The organism is Mesorhizobium sp. WSM4884 (genome assembly GCF_029625675.1).
GTDB lineage: Bacteria > Pseudomonadota > Alphaproteobacteria > Rhizobiales > Rhizobiaceae > Mesorhizobium.
In genome coordinates this window covers 63,889-88,142 of record NZ_JARTVO010000022.1, presented here as the reverse complement: position 1 = coordinate 88,142, position 24,254 = coordinate 63,889, and the positions used below count along the sequence as shown (strand labels likewise).

The following is a 24,254-nucleotide window of genomic DNA, read 5'->3' as shown; positions in this document are numbered from 1 at the left end:
TTGCGACATCGTTGGCGTGAGCCACCACGAAAGCGAAGATTTCAGTCCATGCCAAAGCTATCTTAGCGCATATGCCCTTGCGGGGGAGATGCCCGGCAGGGCAGAGGGGGGTGCTGTCCCGCCAGCGTCTCGGTGGACTTCCGGGCCCACCACCTCTCACCCCCTGGCCCACCTCTCCCGCCTTTATCCGCCAGCCCGTATCGGCTAAGGGCTTCGCGACAAAGCCCCCGACCCGGACCATCTTCCAAAATGACCGCCAAGCACTCTCCCATCTTCCTCGGCATCGACACCGGCGGCACCTACACCGACGCCGTGCTGTGGTCTGAAGAAGGCGGCCCGAAGGGCAAGGTGCTGGCCAAGGCCAAGGCGCTTACCACGCGTCACGACCTCGCCGTCGGCATTTCCGGCGCGGTCGATGCGGTGCTGGAAAAAGCCGGCACCGATCCGGCGGCGATCAAGCTGGTGTCGATGTCCACCACCCTTGCCACCAACGCGCTGGTCGAGGGCCAGGGGGGGCGCGTGGCGCTGATCATGATCGGCTTTTCCGAGGCCGATCTTGCCCGCGACGGGCTGAAGACGGCGTTGGGCACCGATCCGGTGGTGTTCTGCCCCGGCGGCCATGACGTGCACGGCAATGCGGCAAAACTCGACCTCTCCGGCCTCGAGGCGGCGCTGCCGGAGCTCGGGCGTTCGGTGTCGGGCTTTGCCGTCTGCGCCTATTTCGCCACCCGCAACCCAGCGCATGAGCTCGTGGCCCGCGACCTGATCCGCGAGAAGACCGGCCTGCCGGTCACCGCCAGCCACGAATTGTCGGCCAAGCTCGGCGGCCCGCGCCGCGCGCTCACCACCTTGCTCAACGCAAGGCTGATCTCGATGATCGACCGGCTGGTGGCGGCGACCGAAGGTTTTCTGGCCCAGCGCGGCATCGCGGCACCCCTGATGGTGGTGCGCGGCGACGGCGCGCTGGTGTCGGCGGCCTTTGCCCGCCAGCGGCCGATCGAGACGATCTTGTCCGGCCCGGCCGCCAGCCTGGTCGGCGCTCGCCACATGACCGGGCTGGACGACGCCATGGTCTCCGACATCGGCGGCACCACGACGGACGTCGCCGTGCTCGACGGCGGCCGCCCGCGCCTCGATCCGGAAGGCGCCACCGTCGGCGGCTTCCGCACCATGGTCGAGGCGGTCGCCATGCGCACCTTCGGCCTCGGCGGCGATTCCGAAGTGGCGCTGGAAGACGGCGCGCTCGACCCGAAGATCCTGCTCGGACCGCGTCGCCTGGTGCCGCTGGCGCTCGCCGGCATGGTACATGGCGAGGCTGTCACGTCGGAGCTGGAGCGGCAGCTGCGCGCGCCGAACCCCGGCCGTATGGACGGTCGCTTTGCCGTGCGCACCGGCGTGCCGGACCGGCTCGCCGCCGGGCTGACCGCGCCGGAGGCAAAACTCTACGAGGCGATTGGCGCCACGCCGCTGGCGCTCGACCGGCTGCTAAGCTCGAATGCGCAGAACGCCACGCTCAACCGGCTGGTGGCGCGGGGGCTCGTGCATATCTGCGGCTTCACGCCGTCGGATGCCGCCCATGTGCTCGGCAAGCAGTCGAACTGGCATCCCGCCGCCGCTCGCCTTGGCGCCGAGCTTTTCGCCCGCCGGCGCGACGGGCGCGGCCAGACGATCGCGGCGACGCCGGAGGCGCTCGCCGAGCGCGTGCTCACCACGCTGACGCGCTGGTCGGCCGAATACATTCTCGAAACCGCCTTTGCCGAGGATGGGCTGGACGGTGCCGCCACCGTCGCGCATGCGCTGGTGCAGCGCGCCGTCGACGCCCATCCCGGCATCGCCCGCTTCACCGTCGCGCTCGACCGTCCGGTCATCGGCCTCGGCGCCTCGGCGCCGCTGCACTATGCCGGCCTGCCGCCGCTGATCGGCAACGGCTGCATCGTGCCGGAAGATACCGACGTCGCCAATGCGCTCGGCGCGGTGGTCGGCCAGGTGCGCGTTTCGGCCGAGGCTCGCGTCAGCCAGCCCAAGGAAGGGCTGTTTCGGCTCGCGTCAGGGCAAACGGTTCAAGACTTCACCGACGAAGCGAAAGCGATCGCCGCGGCCGAGGCCGACGTGCGGGCGATCGCGGCCGAACGGGCGAGGGACGCCGGCACCGATAGCGCCGAGATCGACGTTGCGACCGAGTTCAAGGTCTCGACCGTCGAAGGCCAACGCATGTTCATCGAAGCGCATGTGGTGGCGGTGGCGTCGGGACGGCCACGGATTGCGGTGTGAGGCGCGGCCTCCCCTTCTCCCCTTGTGGGAGAAGGTGTCGCCGAAGGCGACGGATGAGGGGTGCTCCAGGGAAAGCCGGCGTCTCACTCCGCTGGAACACCCCTCATCCGTCTCGGCGCTTGCGCGCCGATCCACCTTCTCCCACAAGGGGAGAAGGGAAGGTCGCGGCCTCCTACATCCTAAGCCGAATTGACCCCGCAACCCCAAACATGCCAAAGGCCCGGCAAAGCCTGATTTCTGGAGACGTGCTGATGACCGACCGCATCGAGATCGCCGGGCTGCGGATTGCCCGGGAGCTCCATGACTTCGTGGCCGAGGAGGCGGCAGTCGGCACCGGCATCGACCCGGAAAAATTCTGGGAAGGCTTTTCCGCCATCGTCCACGACCTCGCGCCGAAGAACCGCGCCCTGCTCGCCAAACGTGACGCCATGCAGGAAAAGCTCGACGGCTGGTATCGTGAGAACGGTGCGCCGGTCGACATGGCGGCCTACAAGAACTTCCTGAAGGAGATCGGTTATCTGGTGCCGGAAGGGCCTGCCTTCAGCGTCTCGACCGAGAATGTCGATCCCGAGATCGCGGACGTCGCCGGACCGCAGCTCGTCGTGCCGGTGATGAACGCGCGCTATGCGCTCAACGCCGCCAATGCGCGCTGGGGCTCGCTCTATGACGCGCTCTACGGCACCGACGCCATTCCCGAGACCGGCGGCGCCGAGAGGGGCAAGGCTTTCAATCCCGCGCGCGGCGCGAAAGTCATCGCCTGGGCGAAGGATTTCCTCGACCAGTCGGTACCGCTCACCACCGGCAAATGGGCCGGCGTCAACGGGCTCGCGGTGGCCAACGGCGCGCTGAAGGTCGGCGAAGGCGCCGGCGCCACCACGCTTGCCGATCCGAAACAATTCGCGGGCTATCGCGGCGATGCCGCCACGCCGGAAGCCGTGCTGCTGGTGAAGAACGGCCTGCATATCGAGATCGTCATCGACCACGCCAGTCAGATCGGCAAGACCGATCCGGCCGGCATCGCCGACGTCTTCCTCGAGGCCGCCTTGACCACTATCCAGGACTGCGAGGATTCGGTCGCCGCCGTCGACGCCGAGGACAAGGTCGTCGTCTACCGCAACTGGCTCGGCCTGATGAAGGGCGATCTGACGGAAGAGATCACCAAGGGCGGCAAGACCTTTGTCCGCAAGCTCAACCCGGACCGCCGCTACACGGCGCCCAATGGCGGCCAGCTTTTGCTGCCCGGCCGCTCGCTGATGCTGGTGCGCAACGTCGGCCACCTGATGACCAATCCGGCGATCCTCGACCGCGCGGGCCAAGAGGTGCCGGAAGGCATCATGGACGCGGCGCTCACGGCGCTGATCGCGCTGCACGATGTCGGCCCGAACGGGCGGCGCGCCAACTCCCGCGCCGGCTCGATGTACGTCGTAAAACCCAAGATGCACGGGCCGGAGGAAGTCGCCTTCGCGGTGGAAATCTTCGACCGCGTCGAGGCGCTGCTCGGCATGGCGAAGAACACCATCAAGATGGGCATCATGGACGAGGAACGGCGCACCACCGTCAACCTCAAGGAAGCGATCCGCGCCGCAAGAGAGCGCGTCGTGTTCATCAACACCGGCTTCCTCGACCGCACTGGCGACGAGATCCACACCTCGATGGAAGCCGGCCCGATGATCCGCAAGGGCGACATGAAGCAGGCCGCCTGGATCTCCGCCTATGAGGCCTGGAATGTCGACATCGGGCTCGAATGCGGGCTCGCCGGCCATGCCCAGATCGGCAAGGGCATGTGGGCGATGCCCGATTTGATGGCGGCCATGCTCGAACAGAAGATCGCACACCCGAAGGCCGGCGCCAACACCGCCTGGGTGCCGTCGCCGACGGCGGCGACACTGCATGCCACGCATTATCACAAGGTCGACGTGCACGCCGTCCAGGCGGCGCTGAAGAACCGTCCGAAGGCCAGGCTCGACGACATCCTGTCCGTGCCGGTAGCAAGGCGGCCGAACTGGACGCCGGACGAGATCCAGCGCGAGCTCGACAACAACGCGCAAGGCATACTGGGTTACGTCGTGCGCTGGATCGACCAGGGCGTCGGCTGCTCTAAGGTGCCCGACATCAACGATGTCGGCCTGATGGAGGACCGCGCCACGCTGCGCATCTCCTCGCAGCACATCGCCAACTGGCTGCGCCACAAGGTGTGCTCGGAAATCCAGGTCAGGGATTCGCTGCAGCGCATGGCGGCGATCGTCGACCGCCAGAATGTCGGCGATCCGCTCTATCGCCCGATGGCGCCGGACTTCGACAAATCGATCGCCTTCCAGGGCGCCTGCGACCTGGTGTTCAAGGGAACGAGCCAGCCCAACGGCTACACCGAGCCGGTGCTGCATGCCCGGCGGCTGGAGCTGAAGGCGAGGGAGCAGGCCTGAGGCCGGTAGCGCCGGCGCCCCTCTCCTTGAGGGCAGGCCAATCGCATATGGCGCTCCCCCCATCCGTCGCTGCTTCGCAGCGCCACCTTTCCCCCTCTGGAGGGAAAGGAAGGGAGCGTCGCTGGAAGAGCGTTGACGGCAAAAGGCTTGGCGCCTTTCCTCTACCCGTCGATCGGAGGAGAGGTGGCTCGGCGTAGCCGAGACGGAGTGGGGTCGACCAGCGCAGCATAAGACAATGCATGCGCCAAGCTGCTACGCCCGCTATCGCCAAAGACCGGCCGCTTGGAATTGTGTGCATGTCCGTAGCCACATTCGTGGAGGGAGAGGAAACGCCAATGGCCAAGAGTCGCGGCCTTGAAAAGCTCGGGGTTCCTCTCCCCCATGAACATGGATGAACATGGGGGGAAGTGGCCGCGCATCGGCCGGAATGCGCGGCCATACGCGAAACGATCGATCACATAGATGAGATGTCGAGGTGATCGGCGGCGCCTTGACGATCTCCTATCTACCTACTAGTTGGTAGGTAATTCAAGCGAGAGATCTCATCATGTCTGCACAAATGAATGATCAAAGCCGTGCCCTGTCTTCAAACGCATGGCTCAAGAACTATTATTATCTGCGGTTTGCCGTATCGGCTGCCTGGGTCTCGGCGGCCCTCACCGTCGCGAAGACCGGTTCACCGCTCGCCGCCGTCATGCTGGTGGCCTACCCCGCCTGGGACGCGCTTGCGAATTATCTCGACGCGCAGCGCAGCGGTGGGCTCGGCCGCAACAAGTCGCAGTTGCTCAACGTCGTCGTCAGCGTCATCACCGCGATTGCGGTCACCGTCGCGCTAGGCCGCAGCATGAACGCGGTGCTTGCGGTCTATGGCGTCTGGGCCGTCGTCTCCGGTGCGTTTCAGCTCGTGACCGCGCTGCGGCGCTGGAAGACCAACGGCGCCCAGTGGGCGATGATCCTGAGCGGCGCCCAATCGGCGCTGGCGGGCTTGTTCTTCGTGAAGATGGCGTCGGGCATGGAGGCCATTGGCATCGCCAATGTCGCGCCCTATGCCGCTTTCGGCGCCTTCTACTTCCTCGTGTCCGCCGTGTGGCTGTCGGTCGGCGGCGCTCTTCGCAAGTCGGCGCGGGCCGTGAGTTGAGGTTTTCTCCGCTGGACGTTAGAGCAGTTCATCGTTTCACGGAAACGCTGAACTGCTCCACCTATTTGTTTTTACGCAATTCCGGACGGAAAACCGCTATGCACTTTTCCTGGAATTGCTCTTGGCATGCCTATGGACAAGCCCTCGAACACTGCCGATGACATCCTGGCCGCCGCGCGACGCTTCATCGTCGCCGGCGGCTATAACGGGTTCAGCTATGCGGATATCGCCGAGGTGATCGGTATCCGCAAGGCCAGCATCCACCATCATTTCCCCAGCAAGGTCGACCTGGTGCAAACCCTGGTCAGGCGCTATCTCGAGGATGCCGTCGCGGGCATGGCGGAGCTTGAGCGCAATGTGTCTGAGCCGCCTGAATTGCTTCGGACCTATGCCGGCTTCTGGGCTCGCTGCATTGAGGATGCGAGCCGGCCGTTCTGCGTCTGCGCCCTGCTCGCCAGCGAGCTTCCGGTGCTTCCGCCGGAAGTTGCCGTGGAAGTCCGGGCATATTTTCGGTTTCTCTCGGGTTGGCTGACCGGCGTCATCGAGCGGGGCGCCGACCAAGGCACACTGGCGATTTCCGCTGCGCCGCGTGTCGAGGCGGAGGCCTTCATGGCGACCGTGCACGGGGCGATGCTTTCCGCGCGAGCCTATGGCGATGCCGCGGCTTTCGCCACGATCATGGCGCCGACGTTGCAGAAGCTGATCCCCGAGGCCGGTTGAAGAGGAACTCGGGGCGGAGAGCCGAACTCGGCGCGTTTGCAGGTTCCTTGATTACGCCGCCTGCGCCATGCGTTCCGCATTCATGCGGTAGGAGATCGCCTCGGCGAGATGGATGCGGCCGACGGTCTCGCTGGCGTCGAGGTCGGCCAGCGTGCGCGCCACTTTGAGCACGCGATGATAGGCCCGCGCCGAAAAGGCGAGCTTTTCGCTGGCGTCCTTGAGCAGCGTCAGCCCGGCCGCGTCGGGCTTGGCGATTTCCTCGATAATCGCAGGCGGGCAATGCGCGTTGGTGGTCACGGACGCGCCGAGGCTCTCGAGCCGCTCGCGCTGCAGGGTCCGGGCGCGGGCCACGCGCTGCGCTACTGCGGCGCTCGTCTCGGCGCGGTCGGGCCGGATCAGGTCGCTCGCCGAGACCGCCGGCACTTCGATCCGAAGATCGATGCGGTCGAGCAGCGGGCCGGAAATACGCGCTTGGTATTCGGTGCGGCAGCGCTCGCCGCGCAGGCAGCGATAGCCGGGTTCGCCCGACATGCCGCAGCGGCATGGGTTCATCGCCGCCACCAGCTGGATGCGCGCCGGGTAGGTGACGCGGTGGTTGGCGCGCGCGATCACGCAGTCGCCGGTCTCCAGCGGCTGGCGCAGCGCGTCCAGCGTCTGCGGCGTGAATTCCGGGAACTCGTCGAGGAAAAGCACGCCGTGATGGGCGAGCGACACTTCGCCCGGCCGCGCACGCAAGCCGCCGCCCACCATCGCCGCCATCGAGGCCGAATGATGCGGGGCGCGGAATGGCCGCCGATCCGTCAGCTTGCCCTCGCCGAGCTCGCCGGCAACCGAAGCGATCATCGAGACTTCGAGCAATTCCTTCGGCGCCAGCGGCGGCAGGATCGAGGGCAGCCGCTGCGCCAGCATCGACTTGCCGGAGCCTGGAGGGCCGACCATCAGGAGATTGTGACCGCCGGCGGCCGCCACCTCCAGCGCCCGCTTGGCGCTCTCCTGGCCCTTGATGTCGGCGAGGTCCGGCAGGTCGCGCGCCGCGACCTGGATGCCGGCCTCCGGCCGCGACAGCACCTGCGTCCCGCGAAAATGATTGGCGACGGCAATCAGGCTGCGCGGCGCCAGTATGTCGAAATCCTTGCCGGCCCAGGCCGCCTCCGGCCCGCAGGCGAACGGGCAGATCAGCCCTTTGCCCTCGGCATTGGCGCCGATCGCCGCCGGCAGCGCGCCGGCCACCGCCGCGATGGTGCCGTCGAGCGACAGCTCGCCGAGCACGACATAGCCGGCCAGCATGTCGCCGGGAATGGCGCCGAGAGCCGCCATCAGGCCGAGCGCGATCGGCAGGTCGTAATGGCTGCCTTCCTTCGGCAGGTCGGCCGGCGCAAGGTTCACCGTCACCTTCTTCGATGGCATCGACAGGCCGGACGCATGAAGCGCGGCCTGCACGCGCTCGCGGCTTTCGGCCACCGCCTTGTCCGGCAGGCCGACGATCTGCATGCCGACCTTGCCAGGTGCTACCATCACCTGGACATCGACCGGCACTGCCTCGATGCCCTGGAAAGCCACCGTGCGAACCCGCGCCACCATCTTATACCGAGCCCCCGATACAGGTTCGCGCGCGGCTTTGCGATCAAGCCGCGAGCGAGGTCGGATTAGACAACCACAGATTTGCGCAGCGCGCAAGAACATTACGGGAACACGAAGGGCGCTGCTTGGCGGCGATCCCGGGATCTTGATGATGATACACAGTCCGGGACTGCGCAGTTGGTGCGGTCAAGCCATCGGTGCCGCGCTGCGCCGTTCGAGCGCCGTCTTGCGGATGATCTCGGCGATCTCCGGGCTGCTGCTGCACAGCATCTGGAAATCCGCCGAGTGCAGCGACAGCAGCGAGACCGCTGTTGTGGCGCTGACGGTCGCCATACGCGGTTCGCCGGTGATCAGCGCCATCTCGCCGAAAAAGGCGCCAGGGCCAAGCTCCACCGGCTTCGGTGTCGCGACGCTGACGCGCCCCTCCACGACGAAGAACATCCGATCACCGGGCTCGCCACTGCGGCAGATCACGGCGCCCGCCGGCACGATGCGAGGTCGTAGCGCGCGCACGATCTCGACCAGCGCGGCCGGGCCGAGCCTCTGGAACAACGGCACGGCGGCGACCAATTGCCAATTGCGGACAAAATCCCCGCGACGGACTTCTTGAGCGAAGCCTGTGGCAAGAATGCCAGCCCAGAGCCCGAAGATGCCGATGCCGCTCATCATGACCAGGCCCGCAAGGACGCGGCCGGCGAAGCTTTGCGGAATGGCGTCGCCATAGCCGGTGGTGGACAGCGTGACCACCGCCCACCACATCGCCTGTGGAATGCTGCCGAACTTTTCCGGTTGGATGTCGCGCTCGATGACATAGGCCGCAAGCGCGACACCGAACAGAACGACGCCGAAGACCGTGGTGACGCCGATCAGGTTTCGCGCTTCGTTGGTCAGGACCCTGCCCAGCAGCGGGAAGAAAGTCGAATCGCGCAGCGGCTTCAGCAGCCAGACGGCACAATAGAGGCTCCAGTCGGGCCCGCCGACGAAGAGAAATGCGACGAGTGGAACCAAGACCGCGAGCACATCGATGGCGATTGCCGGCGTCCGAACGTCTCCCGCCCGGCGCTTGAGCAGCGTCGCGGCCATCTGCAGAAGATAGGCGGCCCAAATGACCGCGAGCACGGCAGCCAGGACCAGCCTGGTTCGTCCGGACAGGTCCGGTATCGTGAGCGCAGCCACTGCCAGAAGCCCGGGCGCGGCCAGCACCGCGTTGAGCGGCATATAGAGTCTTGAGGAAGACAGTACCGACATTCTGTGCCCACGACCGGCGACTACCCTCCAAAATAGATGCCTTCAAGGCAAGCGCAAAAGTGTCTACGTCGCTGCGAAACGATCCGAATGGATGAAGCCGGTCGTCAAGACGGATGGCGGAACCCGGCCGGCGTTCAGCAGGGCGCTCTACACGATGCCGCCCAGTCACCGCGCCCGGGTGGAAGGCAACGGATGCTTCGTCTGCATCGAGGTGATGAGCGCCGAGCAGCACGTCAGGCCAGCTTGGAGCAACTCCAGGAAAAAGCGCGAAGCAAGGTTTCCGTCAGATGGCGCTGTTCGCCGTTTCGTGAACCGGAAGCACCAGGCCGCTATCGCCTTTTGTCCTCCACGCAATTCCAGAACAGGCTGGCGATGTCGGCTCCACCGAAACGCTGCACTTCGCGAATGCCGGTCGGCGAGGTCACGTTGATTTCGGTCATCCAGTCGCCGATCACGTCGATGCCGACCAGGATGAAACCGCGTTCCCTGAGCGAGGGTCCGATGCGGGCGCAGATCTCGCGCTCGCGCTCCGTCAGGTCGGTCTTCTCGGCGCGGCCGCCGACATGCATGTTGGAGCGCGAATCGTGTTCGGCCGGCACGCGGTTGATGGCGCCCACGGGCTCGCCGTCGATCAGGATGATGCGCTTGTCGCCCTTGCGCACGTCCTTGAGGTAGCGCTGCACGATGTAGGGCTCGCGGAACAGCTGGCCGAACATTTCGAGCAGCGAGGCAAGGTTGCGGTCGGCCTCCTGCAGATGGAAGATACCGGCGCCGCCATTGCCGTAGAGCGGCTTGACGATGATGTCGCCGAACTCCTTGCGGAAGGCAGTCACTTCCCGGGGATCCTTGGTGATCAGCGTCTCCGGCATCAGGTCCGGAAATTCGGTGACGAAGATCTTTTCCGGGCTGTTGCGCACCCAGGCCGGGTCGTTGACCACCAGCGTCTTCGGATGGATGCGTTCCAGGATATGCGTGGTGGTGATGTAGTTCATGTCGAAGGGCGGGTCCTGCCTGAGCAGCACCACATCCATCTCCGACAGATCGGTGCGTACCGGCTCGCCCAGCGAATAGTGGTTGTCCTTCTCGTCGCGCACCTGCATCTCCTCGACGCGCGCGAACACCTTGCCGCCCAGCATCGACAGGCGGTCGGGCGTGTAGTGGAAGAGCTTGTGGCCGCGCCGCTGTGCTTCCAGCGACAGCGCGAAGCTGGTGTCGCCGACGATCGACACGGTGGAGACATGGTCCATCTGGACGGCGATCTTCAGCGGCATTTTTCTCTCCCGAACAGTCGAGCAATTCCAGGAAAAGTGTGCAGCGGTTTTCCGTCCGGAATCGCGTCAAGGCAAGGCGCCGATATAAGGAACTCGGCGGCGTCTGCCAATCGTGCTTGCTTGGTGCAGAAGCTCAGCGGTCGAAGACCAGCCGGGAATAGCCGAGGAAGGACAGCGCCATGGCGACGATCGAGGCGACCGCCAGCGCCGCCAGCGGCGGCAGGGCCGGCAGCGCGAGCAGGATGGCGCAATAGACGAGATAGTTGACGATGCTGGTGGCGATACCGACGCCGCCATAGCGCGCGCCCTCCTGCGCGATGCCCCGGCTCGACGGCGCGAAGGTCAGATGCCGGTTGAACTGCCAGGTGACGGTGAGCGCAAAGCCGATCGAAAGCACGCGCGCCGCCAGCGGCCCGAGCGGCGTGACGGCAAGCAGCAGCCAGAGCGCGGCCGCGTCGGCGACGAAGCCGATGCCGCCGGCAAGGACGAAGCGGGTAAGCCGGCCCATCAGGCCGCCCGCGAGGCCTTGCCCGGCTCCTTTATCGCGGAGGCCTGCCCGTTGGCGCCTGCGCGGCACTCGCCGCGGCCGGAGGGGATCGAAAGATAGAAGATGCGCTTCTGCTCGGCCCGGCCGCGCGACACGGAGTCGAGGATCAGCCCTGTCACCATCGACAGCATGGACAAGAGCAGCATGCCGACCGACAGCACCCAGGTCGGCATGCGCGGCACCAACCCCGTCTCGGCGAACTCGATCAGCACCGGTATCATCAGTCCGATGCTGGCCGCCAGGAAGAACAGGGCGAAGGTGCCGAAAAAGCGCAGCGGCTGCGTCTCCTTCATCAGCATGGCGAACATCCAGAGAATCCTGGCGCCGTCGTGGAAGGTCGACAGCTTCGACGAAGAGCCTTGCGGGCGGCGGCCGTAGTCGAGCGCCATCTCGCTCACCGGCAGCTTGAGCTGCGAGGCATGGACCGACATTTCGGTCTCGATCTCGAAGCCGCCGGAAACCGCCGGGAAGCTCTTGACGAAGCGCCGCGAAAAGACCCGGTAGCCGGAAAAGATGTCGGTGAAATCGGCGCCGAACAGGCCCTTGTAGAGCCGGTTGAAGATGCGGTTGCCGAAGGCGTGGCCGGAGCGGCCGGCGTCGTCGGTCACGCCGCGCCTGGTGCCCACCACCATGTCGGAGCGCTCGGTCTGCAGGACGTTGATCAGCTGCGGCGCATCCTCCGGCGCATAGGTGCCGTCGCCGTCGGCCATCACATAGATATCGGCCTCGATGTCGGCGAACATGCGGCGCACGACATTGCCCTTGCCCTGGCGCGGTTCGCGCACGACGATCGCGCCGGCGGCGCGGGCCTTGAGCGCGGTCAGGTCCTTGGAATTGTTGTCGTAGACATAGATCGACGCTGACGGCAGGGTCTCGCGGAAACGCCGCACGACCTCGCCGATCGTCAGCTCCTCATTGTAGCAAGGCAGCAGCACGGCGATCGCCGGCTCATTGCGGACTTCGTGCGGCATGTCTGTCTCCGGCCCGGCCCCAGCCCTCCGGCCGCGCCAATGCCGGCCACGGCGTCTGCAGGCCGCTTTACTATTTATTGAAGCCGTTAAGGCTAGGTTTAAGCCTCTAGCTCCAAAGGCCTCGACCATGAGCGCAGCCAAGGACGGCGCCGCCACCTGGAAATTCGATTTCATGCTGGCGTTGCTGGCAACGCTGGCTGCGTTCGCGTTCAACGCATGGATGGGCTTCAGCGCGCTGGCCGATGTCGACAACGACAATCTGATGCGGCTGGTCGAGGTTCGCGATCTGCTCAACGGCCAGGGCTGGTTCGACCTGCACCAGTACAGGATGGGCCTCGAGGGCGGCTTCGTCATGCACTGGTCCAGGCTGGTCGACACGCCGATCGCCGCCATCACTCTGACCGTCTCCGCGCTGACCGGCAGCAGGCCTCTCGCGGAGCAGATCGCGCAGGTGCTCTGGCCGGCGCTGCTGTTCTGCTCGACGCTGTTCTTCACCATCCGCGCGGCGCGCGCATTCGCCGGCCGCAGCGCAGTCTTGCCTTCCGTCATCGTTGGCGCTGCCGGCTATCAGTTCCTCGGCATCTATTCGCCGGGCGCGCTCGACCACCACAATGTCCAGCTGATGCTGACCATGGCGAGCCTCGCTTTGCTGCTCGAGGCCCCGGTCCACCGGGCGGCCGCGCTGTTTTCCGGCCTCTGCGCGGCGCTGACGCTCGCCGTCGGCATGGAAACCGTTCCCTATGTCGCCACCATCGGCGTCTGCGTATCGCTGCTTTTCGTCGCCGACGCGAGCGGCGAGCGCAGGATCGCCAGGGATTTCGGTTTAGGCTTCGCCGGCGTATCGGGTCTTGTCTTCCTCGCCACCATCCCGGCCTCGGCATGGGGCGAGGCGCAATGCGACGCCTTCTCGACCGTGCAGTTCGTTGTCGCCGCCATCGCCGGCGTCGGGCTTTCGGCCATCGCTTCGGTCGAATTCACCGCGCGAAGCCGGTGGTATGGTCTGTCGTCGCTCGCCATGCTTGCCGTGGCCGTCGGCCTGGTCACGCTCGCCCTGTTCCCGCAATGCCTGGCCGCGCCTTATGCCGACCTCGATCCGCGCCTCAAGGAGCTGTGGCTGGACCACATCAGCGAAGCCCAGTCGCTGTTCGCGCTGATTGTCGATACGCCGGCGCTGGTGGCGGCGCGCTACGCGACGCCGCTGGTGGCGATCGTCCTGATGGCACGGCGTTTCGGTCGCGGCGGTTGGCCCCGTCAGGACAGTCTCGTTGCCGCGCTGCTTCTCGTCGCCTTCGGCGTTGCCGCCTGGCAGGTGCGAGGCTCGACATTCTCGATCGCCTTTGCCGTGATCCCGCTGTCCGCCTGGATCGCGACATGGCGGGCGCGGGCGCAGAACAATTCCTCGCTCGCCGTCGCCATGCGTCTTGCCGCGGTCTGGCTTGTGTCGATCAATCCGGTCTGGATGGGCGCCGCTGCGGCGACCTCGACGGCATTGGAAAAAAAGGCGCCCGTCGCGGACGCCGGCGACACCGACAGGGATTGCGGGAAGGCCGCCAGCTTCGCGGCGCTTGGCCGCATGCCCGAAACCACCGTGCTCGCCCCCTCCGACATCGGGTCGCCGATCCTGGCCTTCTCCGGGCATCGCGTCTTCGCCGGCCCCTATCATCGCAACGTCGCCGGCAATCTTCTGGTGCTGGACGCGTTTCTCGGCACGCCGGACGAGGCGCGCAAGATCGTGGAGGCGCATCGCGTCGGCCTGGTGGCGATCTGCCGTGGCAGCTTCGAAAGCGTGATGCTGGTCAAAAAGGCACCGCGCGGCCTCCTTTCCGACCTGCTTCAAGGCAGCGTTCCGGACTGGCTCGAGCCGGTCGCCGAGACCAAAGGCAGCCCGATCGAAGTCTATCGCGTCAGGCGAGCCGGCTAAGCGCCGCGCAGAGTCCGGGGAGCGCTCGAAAAATCGATTTTCCGATACTTTTCCTAAACGCTTTGCTGCCAGTCTGCGGATACATACCGCCATCACAACAGGGACATGATGCAAACGACGTTTGGCACCGGGCAGCCAGGCAGGGAAAACACGGATCTGGCCTTCACCGATCCGCTGACCGGACTTGGCAACCATCGTCGCTTCTTCGACAAGGTCGATCGCCTGATCAGCGACCGCGCCGACGATCCCGCGCCCTTCACGGTCGGCATCCTCGATCTCGACGGCTTCAAGCCGATCAACGACCTGTTCGGCCACAAGGCCGGCGACGACATCCTGATCCAGGTGGCGATGCGCCTGCGTGCCTCGATGGACGGCTATTCCACCGTCTGCCGCATCGGCGCCGACGAGTTCGCCTTTCTCTACCCAATGGTGTTCAGCGAGGAGCAGGCGGCCGAGAAGTCACGCATGCTGATCGAGATCCTGTCGGCGCCCTATGACGTCGGCGAGCGCACCGCGAGATTGTCGGCCTCGGTCGGCTGCTCGCTGTTCTATTCCGGCGACGAGACCACCGAGATCCTGATCAACAAGGCCGAGACAGCGCTTTACCACGCCAAGCGTTCGGGCCGTGGCCGGGTCGTCGTCTACACCCGCGAGATGGAGGAGGCCGCAAAACGCGTCACCCGCATCGAGCAGGCGCTGCGCCGTGCCGTCTCGGCCGGCGAGGTCGAGCCGCATTTCCAGCCCATCGTCGATCTCAACAGTCGCCGCACCATCGGCTTCGAGACCCTGGCCCGCTGGACAGACCGCGATCTCGGCATGGTGCCGCCGAGCGTCTTCATTCCCATCGCCGAGGAGCGCGGCATCATCGGCCCGCTGTCGCAACTGGTGCTGCGCAAGGCGACCGAATCGGCCCGCAGCTGGCCGAAGGACTTGTTCTTGTCCTTCAACCTGTCGCCCTCGCAGCTGGTCGACCAGAACACCGGCCTGCATATCCTCGCCATCCTCGACCGCACCGGCTTCGATCCGCGCCGGCTGGAGATCGAGATCACCGAAACCGGCCTGATGACCGATCCGGCTTCGGCCGAGAAGATCGTCGAGGATCTGCGCCGGGTCGGCATCCGCGTCTCGCTCGACGATTTCGGCACCGGCCAGTCTTCGCTCGGGCGGCTGCGCGAATTCCATTTCGACAAACTCAAGATCGACCGCGCCTTCGTCTCCTCCATCCTCGACGACCGGCCCTCCGAACACATCATCCGCGCCATCCTCGCCATGTGCGAAGGGCTCGGCATGGACGTGGTGGCCGAAGGCATCGAGGAGGAAGCGCAGGCCGACCGCCTAGTCCAGTTCGGCTGCGCCGGTGGCCAAGGCTACCTGTTCGGCAAGCCGGTCGATGCCGACGCCACGCTCGGCTACCTTCGCGATTCCTACCGCGGCGCGCTGCACGCCAAGGCGATTTGACAGGTTCGGTCTGCCCGCCGCCGCAGGCGGCGTTCATTTTGTCAGACATAAGCGACGGAAATCCGCTGTTTCTCCCTTGCCCCAGGGGCCGGCATGGCTAGGATGCGCGCCGGCCAAAGGGAGAAAGAAATCATGATGCCATCGGCGCGTTTCGCCGACCTCGACGGCGCCTCGGTGCTGATCACCGGCGGCGGTTCCGGCATCGGCGCGGCGCTGACCGAGGGCTTCATGCGGCAGGGCGCGAAGGTCGCCTTCATCGACATCGCCGACAACTCCAGCACGACGCTCGCCGACCGCCTCGAAAAGCAGCTCGGCCGGCGGCCGCTCTACCTCAAGGCCGACCTGCGCGATGTCGAGGCGCTGCGCGCTGCGGTGGCCAAGGCGGCAAAGGCGCATGGCGACGTCACGGCGCTCGTCAACAATGCGGCTCTCGACGACCGCCATGAGATGAAGGACGTCACGGTCGAGTTCTGGGACAACAATCTTGCCATCAACCTGCGGCCGCATTTCTTCACCGCCCAGGCGGTGGCGCCGGGCATGAAGCGCGCCGGCGGCGGCTCGATCGTCAACTTCAGCTCCACGTCCTATCTCATCAACCACCCCGACCTGCCGGCCTACACCGCCGCCAAGGCGGGCATACTCGGCCTCACCAAGGGCCTTGCCGGCAAGCTTGGGCAGGACGGCATCCGCGTCAACGCGGTTGCGCCCGGCTGGGTGATCACCGAGCGCCAGCGCGAACTCTGGGTCACCGAGGAGGCGCTTGCCGCCCATGTCGCCAAGCAATGCATCAAGCAAGTCATGCAGCCGGACGACATTGTCGGCACGGTGCTATTCCTGGCCTCGGATGCCTCTCGCATGCTGACGGCGCAGATGCTGATCGTCGACGGAGGCGTGCTGTGAGCGGCGCGCCGGCGGTCGTCGCCCTCGACTGGGGCACCACGAGGCTCAGGGCTTGGCTGCTCGATGCCGCGGGTCAGGTGCTTGCGGAGCGGCGCGGCGACGACGGTCTGATCACCGCGCGCGAAAAAGGCTTTGCCAAGGTGCTTGAAGGCCATCTCGCCGCCATGGGTGCGCCGGAGGCCTTGCCCGTCATCATCTGCGGCATGGCGGGTTCCCGCCAGGGCTGGATCGAGGCGCCCTATGTCGCCGTGCCGGCGCCGATCGGCGCCATCCTTGCAGGCGCCGCCCGCATCGAAGGATCGAGCCGCGATATCCGCATCGTTCCGGGCCTCGCCCAGCGCCTGGCCGACGCGCCGGATGTCATGCGCGGCGAGGAGACGCAGCTTGCCGGCGCCGGTTTGCCGGCAAAGGGCCGCCATCTCGTCTGCATGCCGGGCACGCATTCGAAATGGGTCGCGGTCGAGGACGGCGCGGTCGTCGGTTTCGGAACCTGGCCGACCGGTGAATTGTTTTCCGTGTTGGCAACGCACTCGATCTTGAAACATTCGCTGGGCGAGCATCCGGCTCCCGTGGCCGTGAACAGCCCATTCTTTCGCCAGTGGTGCGAGCGGGCTCTGGGCGAGGGCGGCGACGTCACCTCGAAACTGTTCACGATCCGCGCCGCCGGGCTGCTGCAGGATTTGAAGTCGGACGACGCCGCGGCCTGCCTGTCCGGTCTCTTGATCGGCGGCGAGATCGCTTCGGCCAAGCGCCGCTATGGCGCCGGCGAGGCGCCGGTGGTGCTGATCGCCTCCGGCGCGCTGGTCGCTCTCTACGCTGCCTCTCTCGGGCTCGCCGGCCTTGCTTTCCGGATCGTCGATGCGGATGAAGCGGTGCGCGCCGGTCTCGTCGAGGCCGCGCGCGAAAATGGCATGATTGGAGGTGTCGCGTGACGCAGACTGCGCCTTTTCCGAAATTGAAACGCGGTCTCGTCGCCATCCTGCGCGGGCTGAAGCCCGGCGAAGCGGTAGCGATCGGCAAGGCGGTCCATGACGCCGGCATCGAGGCGATCGAGGTGCCGCTGAACTCGCCGGAACCATTCGTCTCCATCGCCAGCATCGTTGAGGCGTTGCCCAAAACCGCGCTGGTCGGCGCCGGCACGGTGCTGACGGCCGCCGATGTCGATGCCTTGTACAAGGCCGGCGGCCGGCTGCTGGTCAGCCCCAACATCGATGCCGAGGTGATGGGCCGCGCGATGCACCACGGCATGGTGACGATGCCGGGCGTGTTCACGCCCACAGAAGCTTTCCAGGCGATCCGGCTCGGCGCCTCGGCGCTGAAATTCTTCCCGGCGAGCGCGCTTGGCGCCAGCGGTATTGCCGCGGTCCGCGCGGTGCTGCCGGCGACGACCCCGATCGGCGCCGTCGGCGGCGTTTCCGACAAGGATTTTGCCGGCTACAAGACGGTCGGCGTCAGCGTGTTCGGCCTGGGATCGAGTCTCTACAAGCCGGGCGCCGGCGTCGAGGACGTGGCGCAGCGCGCCCGCGCCGCGGTCGCCGCCTGGGACGAAGCCTTCGGAGGGCAATGATGGACAGCGTTTCGGTTCTCAGCGATCACATTTGCGAGCTTGGCGAAGGCCCGAGCTACGATCCCGCCACCGACACGCTGTTCTGGTTCGACATCGTCAACGGCAAGCTTCTGGAAAAGCCGCTCGCCGGCGCGCTGAAGATCCATGATCTTGGCCTCATGGCCAGCGCCATCGCCGTCATCGACGATGCCCGCCAGCTGATCGCCACGGAAGTCGGCCTGCAGGTCAGGGACGTCAAGACCGGCAAGCTGACGCTGCACACGCCGATCGAGGCCGACAATCCGCTGACGCGCTCCAATGATTCCCGCGTCCACCCATGCGGCGCCTTCTGGACCGGTACGATGGGCAAGGGCGAGGAGAAAGGCGCCGGCTCGATCTACTGGTTCTTCAAGGGCGAATTGCGCCGGCTGTTTTCCGACATCACCGTCTCCAATTCGATCTGCTTTTCCGAGGATGGGACGATCGCCTACTACACCGACACCGCGACCGGACTTCTGATGCGCGTCGCCTGCGACCCGGCGACAGGCCTGCCGACAGGCGAGCCGAAAGTCTTCGTCGATCATCGCTCGCAGAAAGGCTATGTCGACGGCTCGGTCGTCGATCGCGACGGCGTGCTCTGGAACGCGGTCTGGGGCGGCAAGGCGGTGAAGGCCTATTCGCCCGACGGCACGCTGCTGCGCGAGATTCCGATGCCGGTGACGCAGCCCTCATGCCCCGCCTTTGTCGGCCAGAAGGACGACCGCATCGCGGTGACCTCGGCCTGGAAGGGCAAGGACGAGAAACAGCGCAAACTGGACCCTCAAGCTGGCATGACCTTCCTGCTCGACGTGCAGGTGAAGGGTCGCTTCGAGCCGCGCGTGCTGATCGCCTGAGCGGCTTGCGGATTATCGCCCGGTCCGGTCGGTTTCCCGCAAGCCGCTTGCGCCGGCCATGCGATGGTAGCGGCTGATTTGCCGGAGCAGTCCATTCCATGCCGCACAGCCAGCCGACGCTGATCCTCGTCCATGAGCCGGAAAAGGCTTGTTTCGACCGGCTCATTGCCGATGGCTATCCGGCCGAACGCGCCACCGAGATCTCGTCCTATCTCGCGCAGTCGACCGATCTCGCGCCCGAATTCGGCCAGCTCGCCGCCGCTTGCGAAAAGCGAGGCCTCGCCTTCATGGCCGTCGAGCTGGACGACGCCGCGACCGTGCTGGCGAAGGCCGACCCGGCAAGCACCCTGATCTGGACGCTGACCGACGGCGTCGCCTATTTCCGCGGAGGCGCCGCGCCCGCGCTGGCGCGGCTGAACGGGTTGCGGACGATCGGCGCCGACGATTCGCTGTTCGCGCTCTGCCAGGACAAGTTCCGTTCCGGCGCCGTGCTCGCGGCGCTTGGCCTGCCGGTGCCGCCGGCCGGCCTGGCGCGCAACGGCGCATGGCTGGTCGAGCCGCCGGCCTCGGCTGCCGGCTGGTTCGTCAAGCCCAACCGGCTCGGCGCCAAGATCGGCATCTGGCCGGATTCCCGCATCACCGATCTCGGCCATGCGCTGGAGCTTAGCCGGCGCGTCTTTGCCCATTACCGCGACGATGTCGTCGTTCAGCCCTACGTAGCAGGCCGCAACGTGCGCGCGAGCTTCCTGGGGTTGAAGCAGGGAACGGGCGTCGAGGCGCTCGGCGTCGCCTTCGTCGAGTCCGGCGCCGACTTCCAGACCATGGCCGACTCGATGGCGCTCTACGGCGACACCGGTCAGGCCGCCAGGGACGCCGGAATCTATGCCGAGCCGGAACTCGAGCCGGTCGCCGCCAGCCAGCCGGCGGCCGACCAGGCGATCCGCGCCATGGCGCAAAAGCTGATCGCCGCGCTTGGCCTGAGGGATGTCTTCTCGATCGATCTCAGGGTCGAGGCGCACGACACCATCCATCTCATCGAGTTCGAGGTCTGCCCCGGCCTGCCCTGCTTTGATTTTCGCGACTATTGCCGCAGGCAGTGGGGGATGGGCCTTGCGGACGCGATGGCTGAGACGGCGGCCAGCCGGCTGACGCCGTGACCTTATTGGCGGAGACCTGAAGACAAGATGGGCGTTTCGGTTAATCTCCCCGCGCCAACAGCAACGACAGATCTGCCAATTCCTGCGCCGGCGAACTAAACCCCTTCGACCAGCACGATCTCGCCGTCGGCTACCTTCTGGCGGATGGCGACGGCACGCTGATATTCCGGCGAGTGGTAGCAGTCGTGCGCTGCGGCAAGCGATTCGAACTCGATGATCACATTGCGCGCGCGGCCTGGCCCCTCGGCCTTCTCGTGCTCGCCGCCGCGCGCCAGGAATTTCGCACCGAAGCGGTCGAAGGCGAGCTTGGCGGCGGCGACATAATCCTTGTAGCCCTCCGGGTCGCGCACATCGACGCGGGCGACCCAATATCCCTTTGGCATTCTTTTCTCCCTGTTTGTTTCGCGCGCGGACCAGCCTATGCCGAGCACATTTCGGCCAGGATATCCTCGGCCGCCGTGCGCCGGTCCGGCGCCGCGACGATCGGCCGGCCGACGACGAGGTGGCTGGAGCCGTTGCGGATCGCCTGCGCCGGCCTCACGACGCGCTTCTGGTCGCCGTGGTCGCTGCCCGCCGGCCTTATGCCTGGCGTCACCACCGCCATGTCGGGCCCGACGATCCGCCGCACGGCGGAAGCCTCCTCGGCCGAGCAGACGATGCCGCCCATGCCGGCATGCAGCGCCTGTTCGGAGCGCCGCAGAACCAGCGTGTGCGGATCATATTCGTAGCCGGCGTCGATCATGTCCTGCTCGTCCATCGAGGTCAGCACGGTCACCGCGAGCAGGCAGAGATCGCTGCCTTTGGCCGCCTCGACCGCCGCCTTCATCGCCCTCGGGTAGGCATGCAGCGTCAGCATCGAGACCCCCATCCTGACGATGTTCTCGACTCCCTTGGCCACGGTGTTGTCGATGTCGAGCAGCTTCATGTCGAGGAAGACCTTGGTGCCGCCGCTCGCCAGCTCGCGTGCGAAATCGAGCCCGCCGGCAAAGGCGAGCTGGTAGCCGATCTTGTAGAAGCAGACGATGCCTTCGAGCTCGCGTACCGCCTTTTCGGCTTCCTTCAGCGTCGGTACGTCGAGGCCGACGATCAGCCTCTCTTGCATGGACTTGGCGTGCATGGTCTCGACCGGATGCATCAAGCCTCGATCCGCACCGACAGCATGCGCGAGGTTTCGATCAGTGTACGGCATAGGCGCTCCATCGATTGCTGCAGTCTGGCGTCGCGGAATTGTCCGTCCTCGGCGAAGGCCTCATTGGCGCTGGAGACCGAGCATTCCGGCGTGATCACTTCCATCTGGCAGCGCACCAGCACCGCGCGCAGATGGTTGATGCAGCGTATGCCGGCAAACTTGCCCTCCGAGGAGGAGCAAAGGCCGACGGGCTTGCCGTAAAGCGGCCTGAACGAGCGGCTGCTGTCGCGCCGGAGCCGGCTCACCCAGTCGATCGAATTCTTCAAGAGCGGCGGGATCGAGCCGTTATATTCGGGCGTCGCGATCAGAAGCCCGTCATGATCGGCGATTTGCCGGGCGAGCTTCACGGCGTTCTCGGGAATGCCGTTTTCCTGCTCGAGGTCCTCGTCCATGATCGGCAGCGGATAGTCGCCGAGCGAGATACGCGTCACCTCGGCGCCCTGCATGGCGAGCTCCTTCTGCGCCACGTCGGCCGTCCGGCCGCTGAACGCGCCGGTGCGGACCGAACCGGCGAAGACGAGGATTCTTGGGATCACTGCCATTGGCCACCCTTGTTCTCGGACAGGTACAGCCAAGGGTCACTCAAATCAACGCAATGAGATCAGAAAACGTTGGAGGATTGGTCGCGACCTGCGAACTTCGTCATCCACGGGCGGAGCAGCCGCGAAGCGGCGTCGCGAAGACCCGAGGATCCATTCCGTTACCTCAATCGTAGAGCGCAGCGGAGCAGAGTTCTGGATCGCCACAACGCTTCGAAGTCACGGAATGGATCCTCGGGTCTGCGCCGCGTCGCTTCGCTCCTTGCTCCGCCCGTGGATGACGAGGTGACTGGCGTTTCGGCCAACCGCCAGGACGCTGCCGCCACCGGCGATAAGCGAACACTTCCGCAGGCAGAACCTAATGCGCCTTGCGCCGGTAGATCCACAGCTGCGTCGGCGGAATGTTGCGGATGATGAAGTCGAAATGCTTGACCGTGTAGTCGCCGCGGCCGGGCGGGATCGGCGACATCGGGCCGTAGGTCAGCTGCACGATCGGCCGGCCGGCCGGGATGCGGTCGAGCAGGCTTTCGATGTAGGCGATGCGCTGGGTGACGGGGAAATTGAGCAGCGGCACGCCGGAGACGACGGAATCGAAAACCATGTCGCGCTTGTCGCCGAGCGCGGCGTTGAGATTGAAGGCGTCGCCCTCGATGATGTTGACGCGCGGATAGAGCCGGCGCAGATGGCGCACGAAGTCGGTCGAATATTCGATCGCGTAGAGGTTTTCCGGCTTCACGCCCTGGGCCAGGATGGCGCGGGTGATGACGCCCGTGCCGGGTCCGACCTCCAGCACCGGCAGGCCGGATTTCGGGTTGACGATCGAGGCCATCTTGCGAGCGGTGACGGAACTGGTGGGAACGATGGAGCCGACCGCTTTCGGCTTGTCGATCCAGCCTTTGAAGAACTTCAGCTCGTCGTCGAATTTTTCCGCCAGCGCTTTGCGCAATCCGGGACCACGTGCCATGCGAGCTCTCCTCAACGCTCCCCGAACCGCTACTTATCAGCTAGGTGGAACAAGGCAAGGCGTCAACGTGGCATAAGGTGTTGATGACCCTTGGGAATGTCGCCAACGCAAGTCGCCCAGAAGCGTGAGGCGGTTTTGGGATGACGACTTTGCGTCAAAAAAGACGTCAGCGGTCGCCAAAGGACTCGAAAAAGTCCTTCATCCGGGCGAAGAAGCCGCTCGACTGGGGCGAGTTGTCCTTCGAGGAGAGCTGCTCGAACTCTTCCAGAAGCTCGCGCTGGCGGCGCGACAGGTTCTGCGGCGTCTCGACCGCCGTCTGGATGTAGAGGTCGCCGACATTGGGCTGCCGCAGCACCGGCATGCCCTTGCCCTTCAGCCGGAACTGGCGGCCGTTCTGGGTGCCTTCCGGCACCTTCACCTTGGTCTGCGTGCCATCGAGCGTGGTGACCTCGAACGAGCCGCCAAGCGCGGCGGTGGTCATCGAGATCGGCACCTTGCAATAGAGGTCGGCGCCGTCGCGCTGGAAGAATTCGTGCGGCTTGACCGCGAGGAAGATGTAGAGATCGCCCGACGGGCCGCCGCGCAGGCCGGCTTCGCCCTCATTGGCAAGCCGGATGCGGGTTCCGTCCTCGATGCCGGCCGGGATGTTGACCGACAGTGAACGCTCCTCGGTGACGCGGCCCTGGCCGGCGCATTTCGGGCAGGGGTCCTTGATCGTCTGGCCTCGGCCCTGGCATTGCGGGCAGGTGCGCTCGATCGAGAAGAAGCCCTGTGTTGCCCGCACCTTGCCGTGGCCGTGGCACATGGCGCAGGTCACCGGCTGCGTGCCGGGCTTGGCGCCGCTGCCGGAGCATTCCGAGCAGGAAATCGAGGCCGGGACGCGAATCTGCGCCGTCTTGCCGGAAAACGCCTCTTCCAGCGAGATTTCCATGTTGTAGCGCAGGTCCGCCCCGCGCTCGCGGCCGCCCGACGAACGGCGTTGGCGGCCACCCATCATGTCGCCGAAAATGTCTTCGAAGATGTCGGCGAAACCGCCGGCGCCGAAGCCGTGCGCCGCGCCGTTCATGCCGCCCTGTTCGAAGGCGGCGTGGCCGAAACGATCATAGGCCGCCCGCTTCTGTGGGTCCTTCAGCGTCTCGTAAGCTTCGTTGATTTCCTTGAACTTGTGCTCGCAGGCATGATCGCCGGGGTTGCGGTCGGGATGGAACTGCATGGCGAGCTTGCGGAAAGCGCTCTTGAGCTCCTTGTCGTCGGCGCCTTTTTGCACGCCCAGCGTTTCGTAGAAATCAGCTTTCATTTTTTCCCGCGGTCCGGATGCTCAATGTCTTCAAGCATTGTTGCGTCGTTTGCCGGCACGTTGTTCGATTTAGGAGCGATGCTGCCCGGATGCCAGAGCCGAGCCGGGCTCACGCCATGTTTTTCCGTCACTTTTTAGGCCGGCCCCGCACTTTTTCGGCGAAGGTTGCAAAAAAGCCCGGCTTCGCGCCGGGCTTTTCGCATTATTCGCCGTCGGCCGG

General features: G+C 65.8%; 21 protein-coding genes. 11 read left to right on the top strand and 10 right to left on the bottom strand.

All coding sequences use genetic code 11. The annotated features are described in order from the left end of the window. Positions 1 to 249 precede the first annotated feature (249 nt). From P9236_RS26180 to P9236_RS26165, 4 genes are all read left to right on the top strand, one after another. Positions 250 to 2,271, top strand: coding sequence for a hydantoinase/oxoprolinase family protein (locus P9236_RS26180; RefSeq protein WP_278077529.1), 2,022 nt, complete (start codon positions 250 to 252; stop codon positions 2,269 to 2,271). 251 nt (positions 2,272 to 2,522) lie between these two features. After that, complete coding sequence (locus P9236_RS26175) at positions 2,523 to 4,694, top strand: malate synthase G (RefSeq protein ID WP_278077528.1); 2,172 nt, start codon at positions 2,523 to 2,525, stop codon at positions 4,692 to 4,694. 547 nt (positions 4,695 to 5,241) lie between these two features. Beyond that, entirely contained in the window at positions 5,242 to 5,832 is a 591-nt protein-coding gene (locus P9236_RS26170; protein WP_278077527.1) for a DUF308 domain-containing protein, read from the top strand. A 132-nt stretch (positions 5,833 to 5,964) separates the two neighbouring features. After that, positions 5,965 to 6,552 (top strand): TetR/AcrR family transcriptional regulator, encoded by a 588-nt coding sequence (locus P9236_RS26165; protein ID WP_278077531.1) that lies wholly within the window; start codon positions 5,965 to 5,967, stop codon positions 6,550 to 6,552. Positions 6,553 to 6,603: 51 nt separating this feature from the next. Here P9236_RS26165 and P9236_RS26160 read toward each other — a convergent pair whose 3' ends face one another. The 5 genes from P9236_RS26160 to P9236_RS26140 all read right to left on the bottom strand — a co-directional run bounded on the left by P9236_RS26160 (position 6,604) and on the right by P9236_RS26140 (position 12,170). Then, entirely contained in the window at positions 6,604 to 8,133 is a 1,530-nt protein-coding gene (locus P9236_RS26160; RefSeq protein WP_278077526.1) for a YifB family Mg chelatase-like AAA ATPase, read from the bottom strand. A 186-nt stretch (positions 8,134 to 8,319) separates the two neighbouring features. Then, positions 8,320 to 9,381, bottom strand: coding sequence for a cyclic nucleotide-gated potassium channel (locus P9236_RS26155; protein ID WP_278077525.1), 1,062 nt, complete (start codon positions 9,379 to 9,381; stop codon positions 8,320 to 8,322). A gap of 329 nt (positions 9,382 to 9,710) precedes the next feature. Then, positions 9,711 to 10,652, bottom strand: coding sequence for a glutathione synthase (gshB, locus tag P9236_RS26150; RefSeq protein ID WP_278077524.1), 942 nt, complete (start codon positions 10,650 to 10,652; stop codon positions 9,711 to 9,713). A gap of 133 nt (positions 10,653 to 10,785) precedes the next feature. Next, the gene (locus tag P9236_RS26145) at positions 10,786 to 11,160 is read right to left on the bottom strand and encodes a GtrA family protein (protein ID WP_278077523.1); all 375 of its coding nucleotides are present in this window, start codon (positions 11,158 to 11,160) and stop codon (positions 10,786 to 10,788) included. After that, positions 11,160 to 12,170: a glycosyltransferase gene (locus P9236_RS26140; RefSeq protein ID WP_278077522.1), complete on the bottom strand. Its 1,011-nt coding sequence runs from the start codon at positions 12,168 to 12,170 to the stop codon at positions 11,160 to 11,162. The genes P9236_RS26145 and P9236_RS26140 overlap by 1 nt, the downstream gene beginning before the upstream one ends. A 127-nt stretch (positions 12,171 to 12,297) precedes the next feature. Between P9236_RS26140 and P9236_RS26135 the strand changes: the two genes are divergently transcribed. From P9236_RS26135 to P9236_RS26105, 7 genes are all read left to right on the top strand, one after another. Beyond that, positions 12,298 to 14,091, top strand: coding sequence for a GtrA family protein (locus P9236_RS26135; protein ID WP_278077521.1), 1,794 nt, complete (start codon positions 12,298 to 12,300; stop codon positions 14,089 to 14,091). Between the two features lie 108 nt (positions 14,092 to 14,199). After that, positions 14,200 to 15,549: an EAL domain-containing protein gene (locus tag P9236_RS26130; protein ID WP_278077520.1), complete on the top strand. Its 1,350-nt coding sequence runs from the start codon at positions 14,200 to 14,202 to the stop codon at positions 15,547 to 15,549. Positions 15,550 to 15,681: 132 nt separating this feature from the next. Then, positions 15,682 to 16,449 carry an SDR family oxidoreductase gene (locus P9236_RS26125; RefSeq protein WP_278077519.1) on the top strand — a complete coding sequence of 256 codons (768 nt, stop codon included), beginning with the start codon at positions 15,682 to 15,684 and terminating at the stop codon, positions 16,447 to 16,449. After that, positions 16,446 to 17,381, top strand: coding sequence for a 2-dehydro-3-deoxygalactonokinase (locus tag P9236_RS26120; RefSeq protein WP_278077518.1), 936 nt, complete (start codon positions 16,446 to 16,448; stop codon positions 17,379 to 17,381). The genes P9236_RS26125 and P9236_RS26120 overlap by 4 nt, the downstream gene beginning before the upstream one ends. After that, a complete protein-coding gene (locus P9236_RS26115; protein ID WP_278077517.1) occupies positions 17,378 to 18,016 on the top strand; it encodes a 2-dehydro-3-deoxy-6-phosphogalactonate aldolase in 639 nt (212 codons plus the stop codon). Before P9236_RS26120 ends, P9236_RS26115 begins: the two co-directional genes overlap by 4 nt. Next, positions 18,013 to 18,888, top strand: coding sequence for an SMP-30/gluconolactonase/LRE family protein (locus P9236_RS26110; protein ID WP_278077516.1), 876 nt, complete (start codon positions 18,013 to 18,015; stop codon positions 18,886 to 18,888). The genes P9236_RS26115 and P9236_RS26110 overlap by 4 nt, the downstream gene beginning before the upstream one ends. A 98-nt stretch (positions 18,889 to 18,986) precedes the next feature. Further along, positions 18,987 to 20,045: a D-alanine:D-lactate ligase-like protein gene (locus P9236_RS26105; protein ID WP_278077515.1), complete on the top strand. Its 1,059-nt coding sequence runs from the start codon at positions 18,987 to 18,989 to the stop codon at positions 20,043 to 20,045. 95 nt (positions 20,046 to 20,140) lie between these two features. On the opposite strand, the gene P9236_RS26100 is transcribed toward P9236_RS26105, so the two are convergent. The 5 genes from P9236_RS26100 to dnaJ all read right to left on the bottom strand — a co-directional run bounded on the left by P9236_RS26100 (position 20,141) and on the right by dnaJ (position 24,034). Beyond that, positions 20,141 to 20,428, bottom strand: a complete 288-nt coding sequence (locus P9236_RS26100) for a DUF1330 domain-containing protein (protein ID WP_278077514.1) — start codon at positions 20,426 to 20,428, stop codon at positions 20,141 to 20,143. A gap of 35 nt (positions 20,429 to 20,463) precedes the next feature. Next, positions 20,464 to 21,180, bottom strand: a complete 717-nt coding sequence (gene pyrF, locus P9236_RS26095) for an orotidine-5'-phosphate decarboxylase (RefSeq protein ID WP_278077513.1) — start codon at positions 21,178 to 21,180, stop codon at positions 20,464 to 20,466. Beyond that, on the bottom strand, positions 21,180 to 21,776 hold the full coding sequence (locus P9236_RS26090; protein ID WP_278077512.1) for an NADPH-dependent FMN reductase: 597 nt from the start codon (positions 21,774 to 21,776) through the stop codon (positions 21,180 to 21,182). The genes pyrF and P9236_RS26090 overlap by 1 nt, the downstream gene beginning before the upstream one ends. Before the next feature lie 355 nt (positions 21,777 to 22,131). After that, complete coding sequence (gene pmtA / locus P9236_RS26085; protein WP_278077511.1) at positions 22,132 to 22,737, bottom strand: phospholipid N-methyltransferase PmtA; 606 nt, start codon at positions 22,735 to 22,737, stop codon at positions 22,132 to 22,134. 166 nt (positions 22,738 to 22,903) lie between these two features. Next, positions 22,904 to 24,034: a molecular chaperone DnaJ gene (gene dnaJ, locus P9236_RS26080; RefSeq protein WP_278077510.1), complete on the bottom strand. Its 1,131-nt coding sequence runs from the start codon at positions 24,032 to 24,034 to the stop codon at positions 22,904 to 22,906. Positions 24,035 to 24,254: the final 220 nt, after the last annotated feature.

Coding starts and splice junctions, on each gene's coding strand:
- P9236_RS26180 (WP_278077529.1), top strand. CDS start 250: ATGACCGCCAAGCACTCTCCCATCTTCCTCGGCATCGACACCGGCGGC.
- P9236_RS26175 (WP_278077528.1), top strand. CDS start 2,523: ATGACCGACCGCATCGAGATCGCCGGGCTGCGGATTGCCCGGGAGCTC.
- P9236_RS26170 (WP_278077527.1), top strand. CDS start 5,242: ATGTCTGCACAAATGAATGATCAAAGCCGTGCCCTGTCTTCAAACGCA.
- P9236_RS26165 (WP_278077531.1), top strand. CDS start 5,965: ATGGACAAGCCCTCGAACACTGCCGATGACATCCTGGCCGCCGCGCGA.
- P9236_RS26160 (WP_278077526.1), bottom strand. CDS start 8,133: ATGGTGGCGCGGGTTCGCACGGTGGCTTTCCAGGGCATCGAGGCAGTG.
- P9236_RS26155 (WP_278077525.1), bottom strand. CDS start 9,381: ATGTCGGTACTGTCTTCCTCAAGACTCTATATGCCGCTCAACGCGGTG.
- gshB (WP_278077524.1), bottom strand. CDS start 10,652: ATGCCGCTGAAGATCGCCGTCCAGATGGACCATGTCTCCACCGTGTCG.
- P9236_RS26145 (WP_278077523.1), bottom strand. CDS start 11,160: ATGGGCCGGCTTACCCGCTTCGTCCTTGCCGGCGGCATCGGCTTCGTC.
- P9236_RS26140 (WP_278077522.1), bottom strand. CDS start 12,170: ATGCCGCACGAAGTCCGCAATGAGCCGGCGATCGCCGTGCTGCTGCCT.
- P9236_RS26135 (WP_278077521.1), top strand. CDS start 12,298: ATGAGCGCAGCCAAGGACGGCGCCGCCACCTGGAAATTCGATTTCATG.
- P9236_RS26130 (WP_278077520.1), top strand. CDS start 14,200: ATGCAAACGACGTTTGGCACCGGGCAGCCAGGCAGGGAAAACACGGAT.
- P9236_RS26125 (WP_278077519.1), top strand. CDS start 15,682: ATGATGCCATCGGCGCGTTTCGCCGACCTCGACGGCGCCTCGGTGCTG.
- P9236_RS26110 (WP_278077516.1), top strand. CDS start 18,013: ATGATGGACAGCGTTTCGGTTCTCAGCGATCACATTTGCGAGCTTGGC.
- P9236_RS26105 (WP_278077515.1), top strand. CDS start 18,987: ATGCCGCACAGCCAGCCGACGCTGATCCTCGTCCATGAGCCGGAAAAG.
- P9236_RS26100 (WP_278077514.1), bottom strand. CDS start 20,428: ATGCCAAAGGGATATTGGGTCGCCCGCGTCGATGTGCGCGACCCGGAG.
- pyrF (WP_278077513.1), bottom strand. CDS start 21,180: ATGCATCCGGTCGAGACCATGCACGCCAAGTCCATGCAAGAGAGGCTG.
- P9236_RS26090 (WP_278077512.1), bottom strand. CDS start 21,776: ATGGCAGTGATCCCAAGAATCCTCGTCTTCGCCGGTTCGGTCCGCACC.
- pmtA (WP_278077511.1), bottom strand. CDS start 22,737: ATGGCACGTGGTCCCGGATTGCGCAAAGCGCTGGCGGAAAAATTCGAC.
- dnaJ (WP_278077510.1), bottom strand. CDS start 24,034: ATGAAAGCTGATTTCTACGAAACGCTGGGCGTGCAAAAAGGCGCCGAC.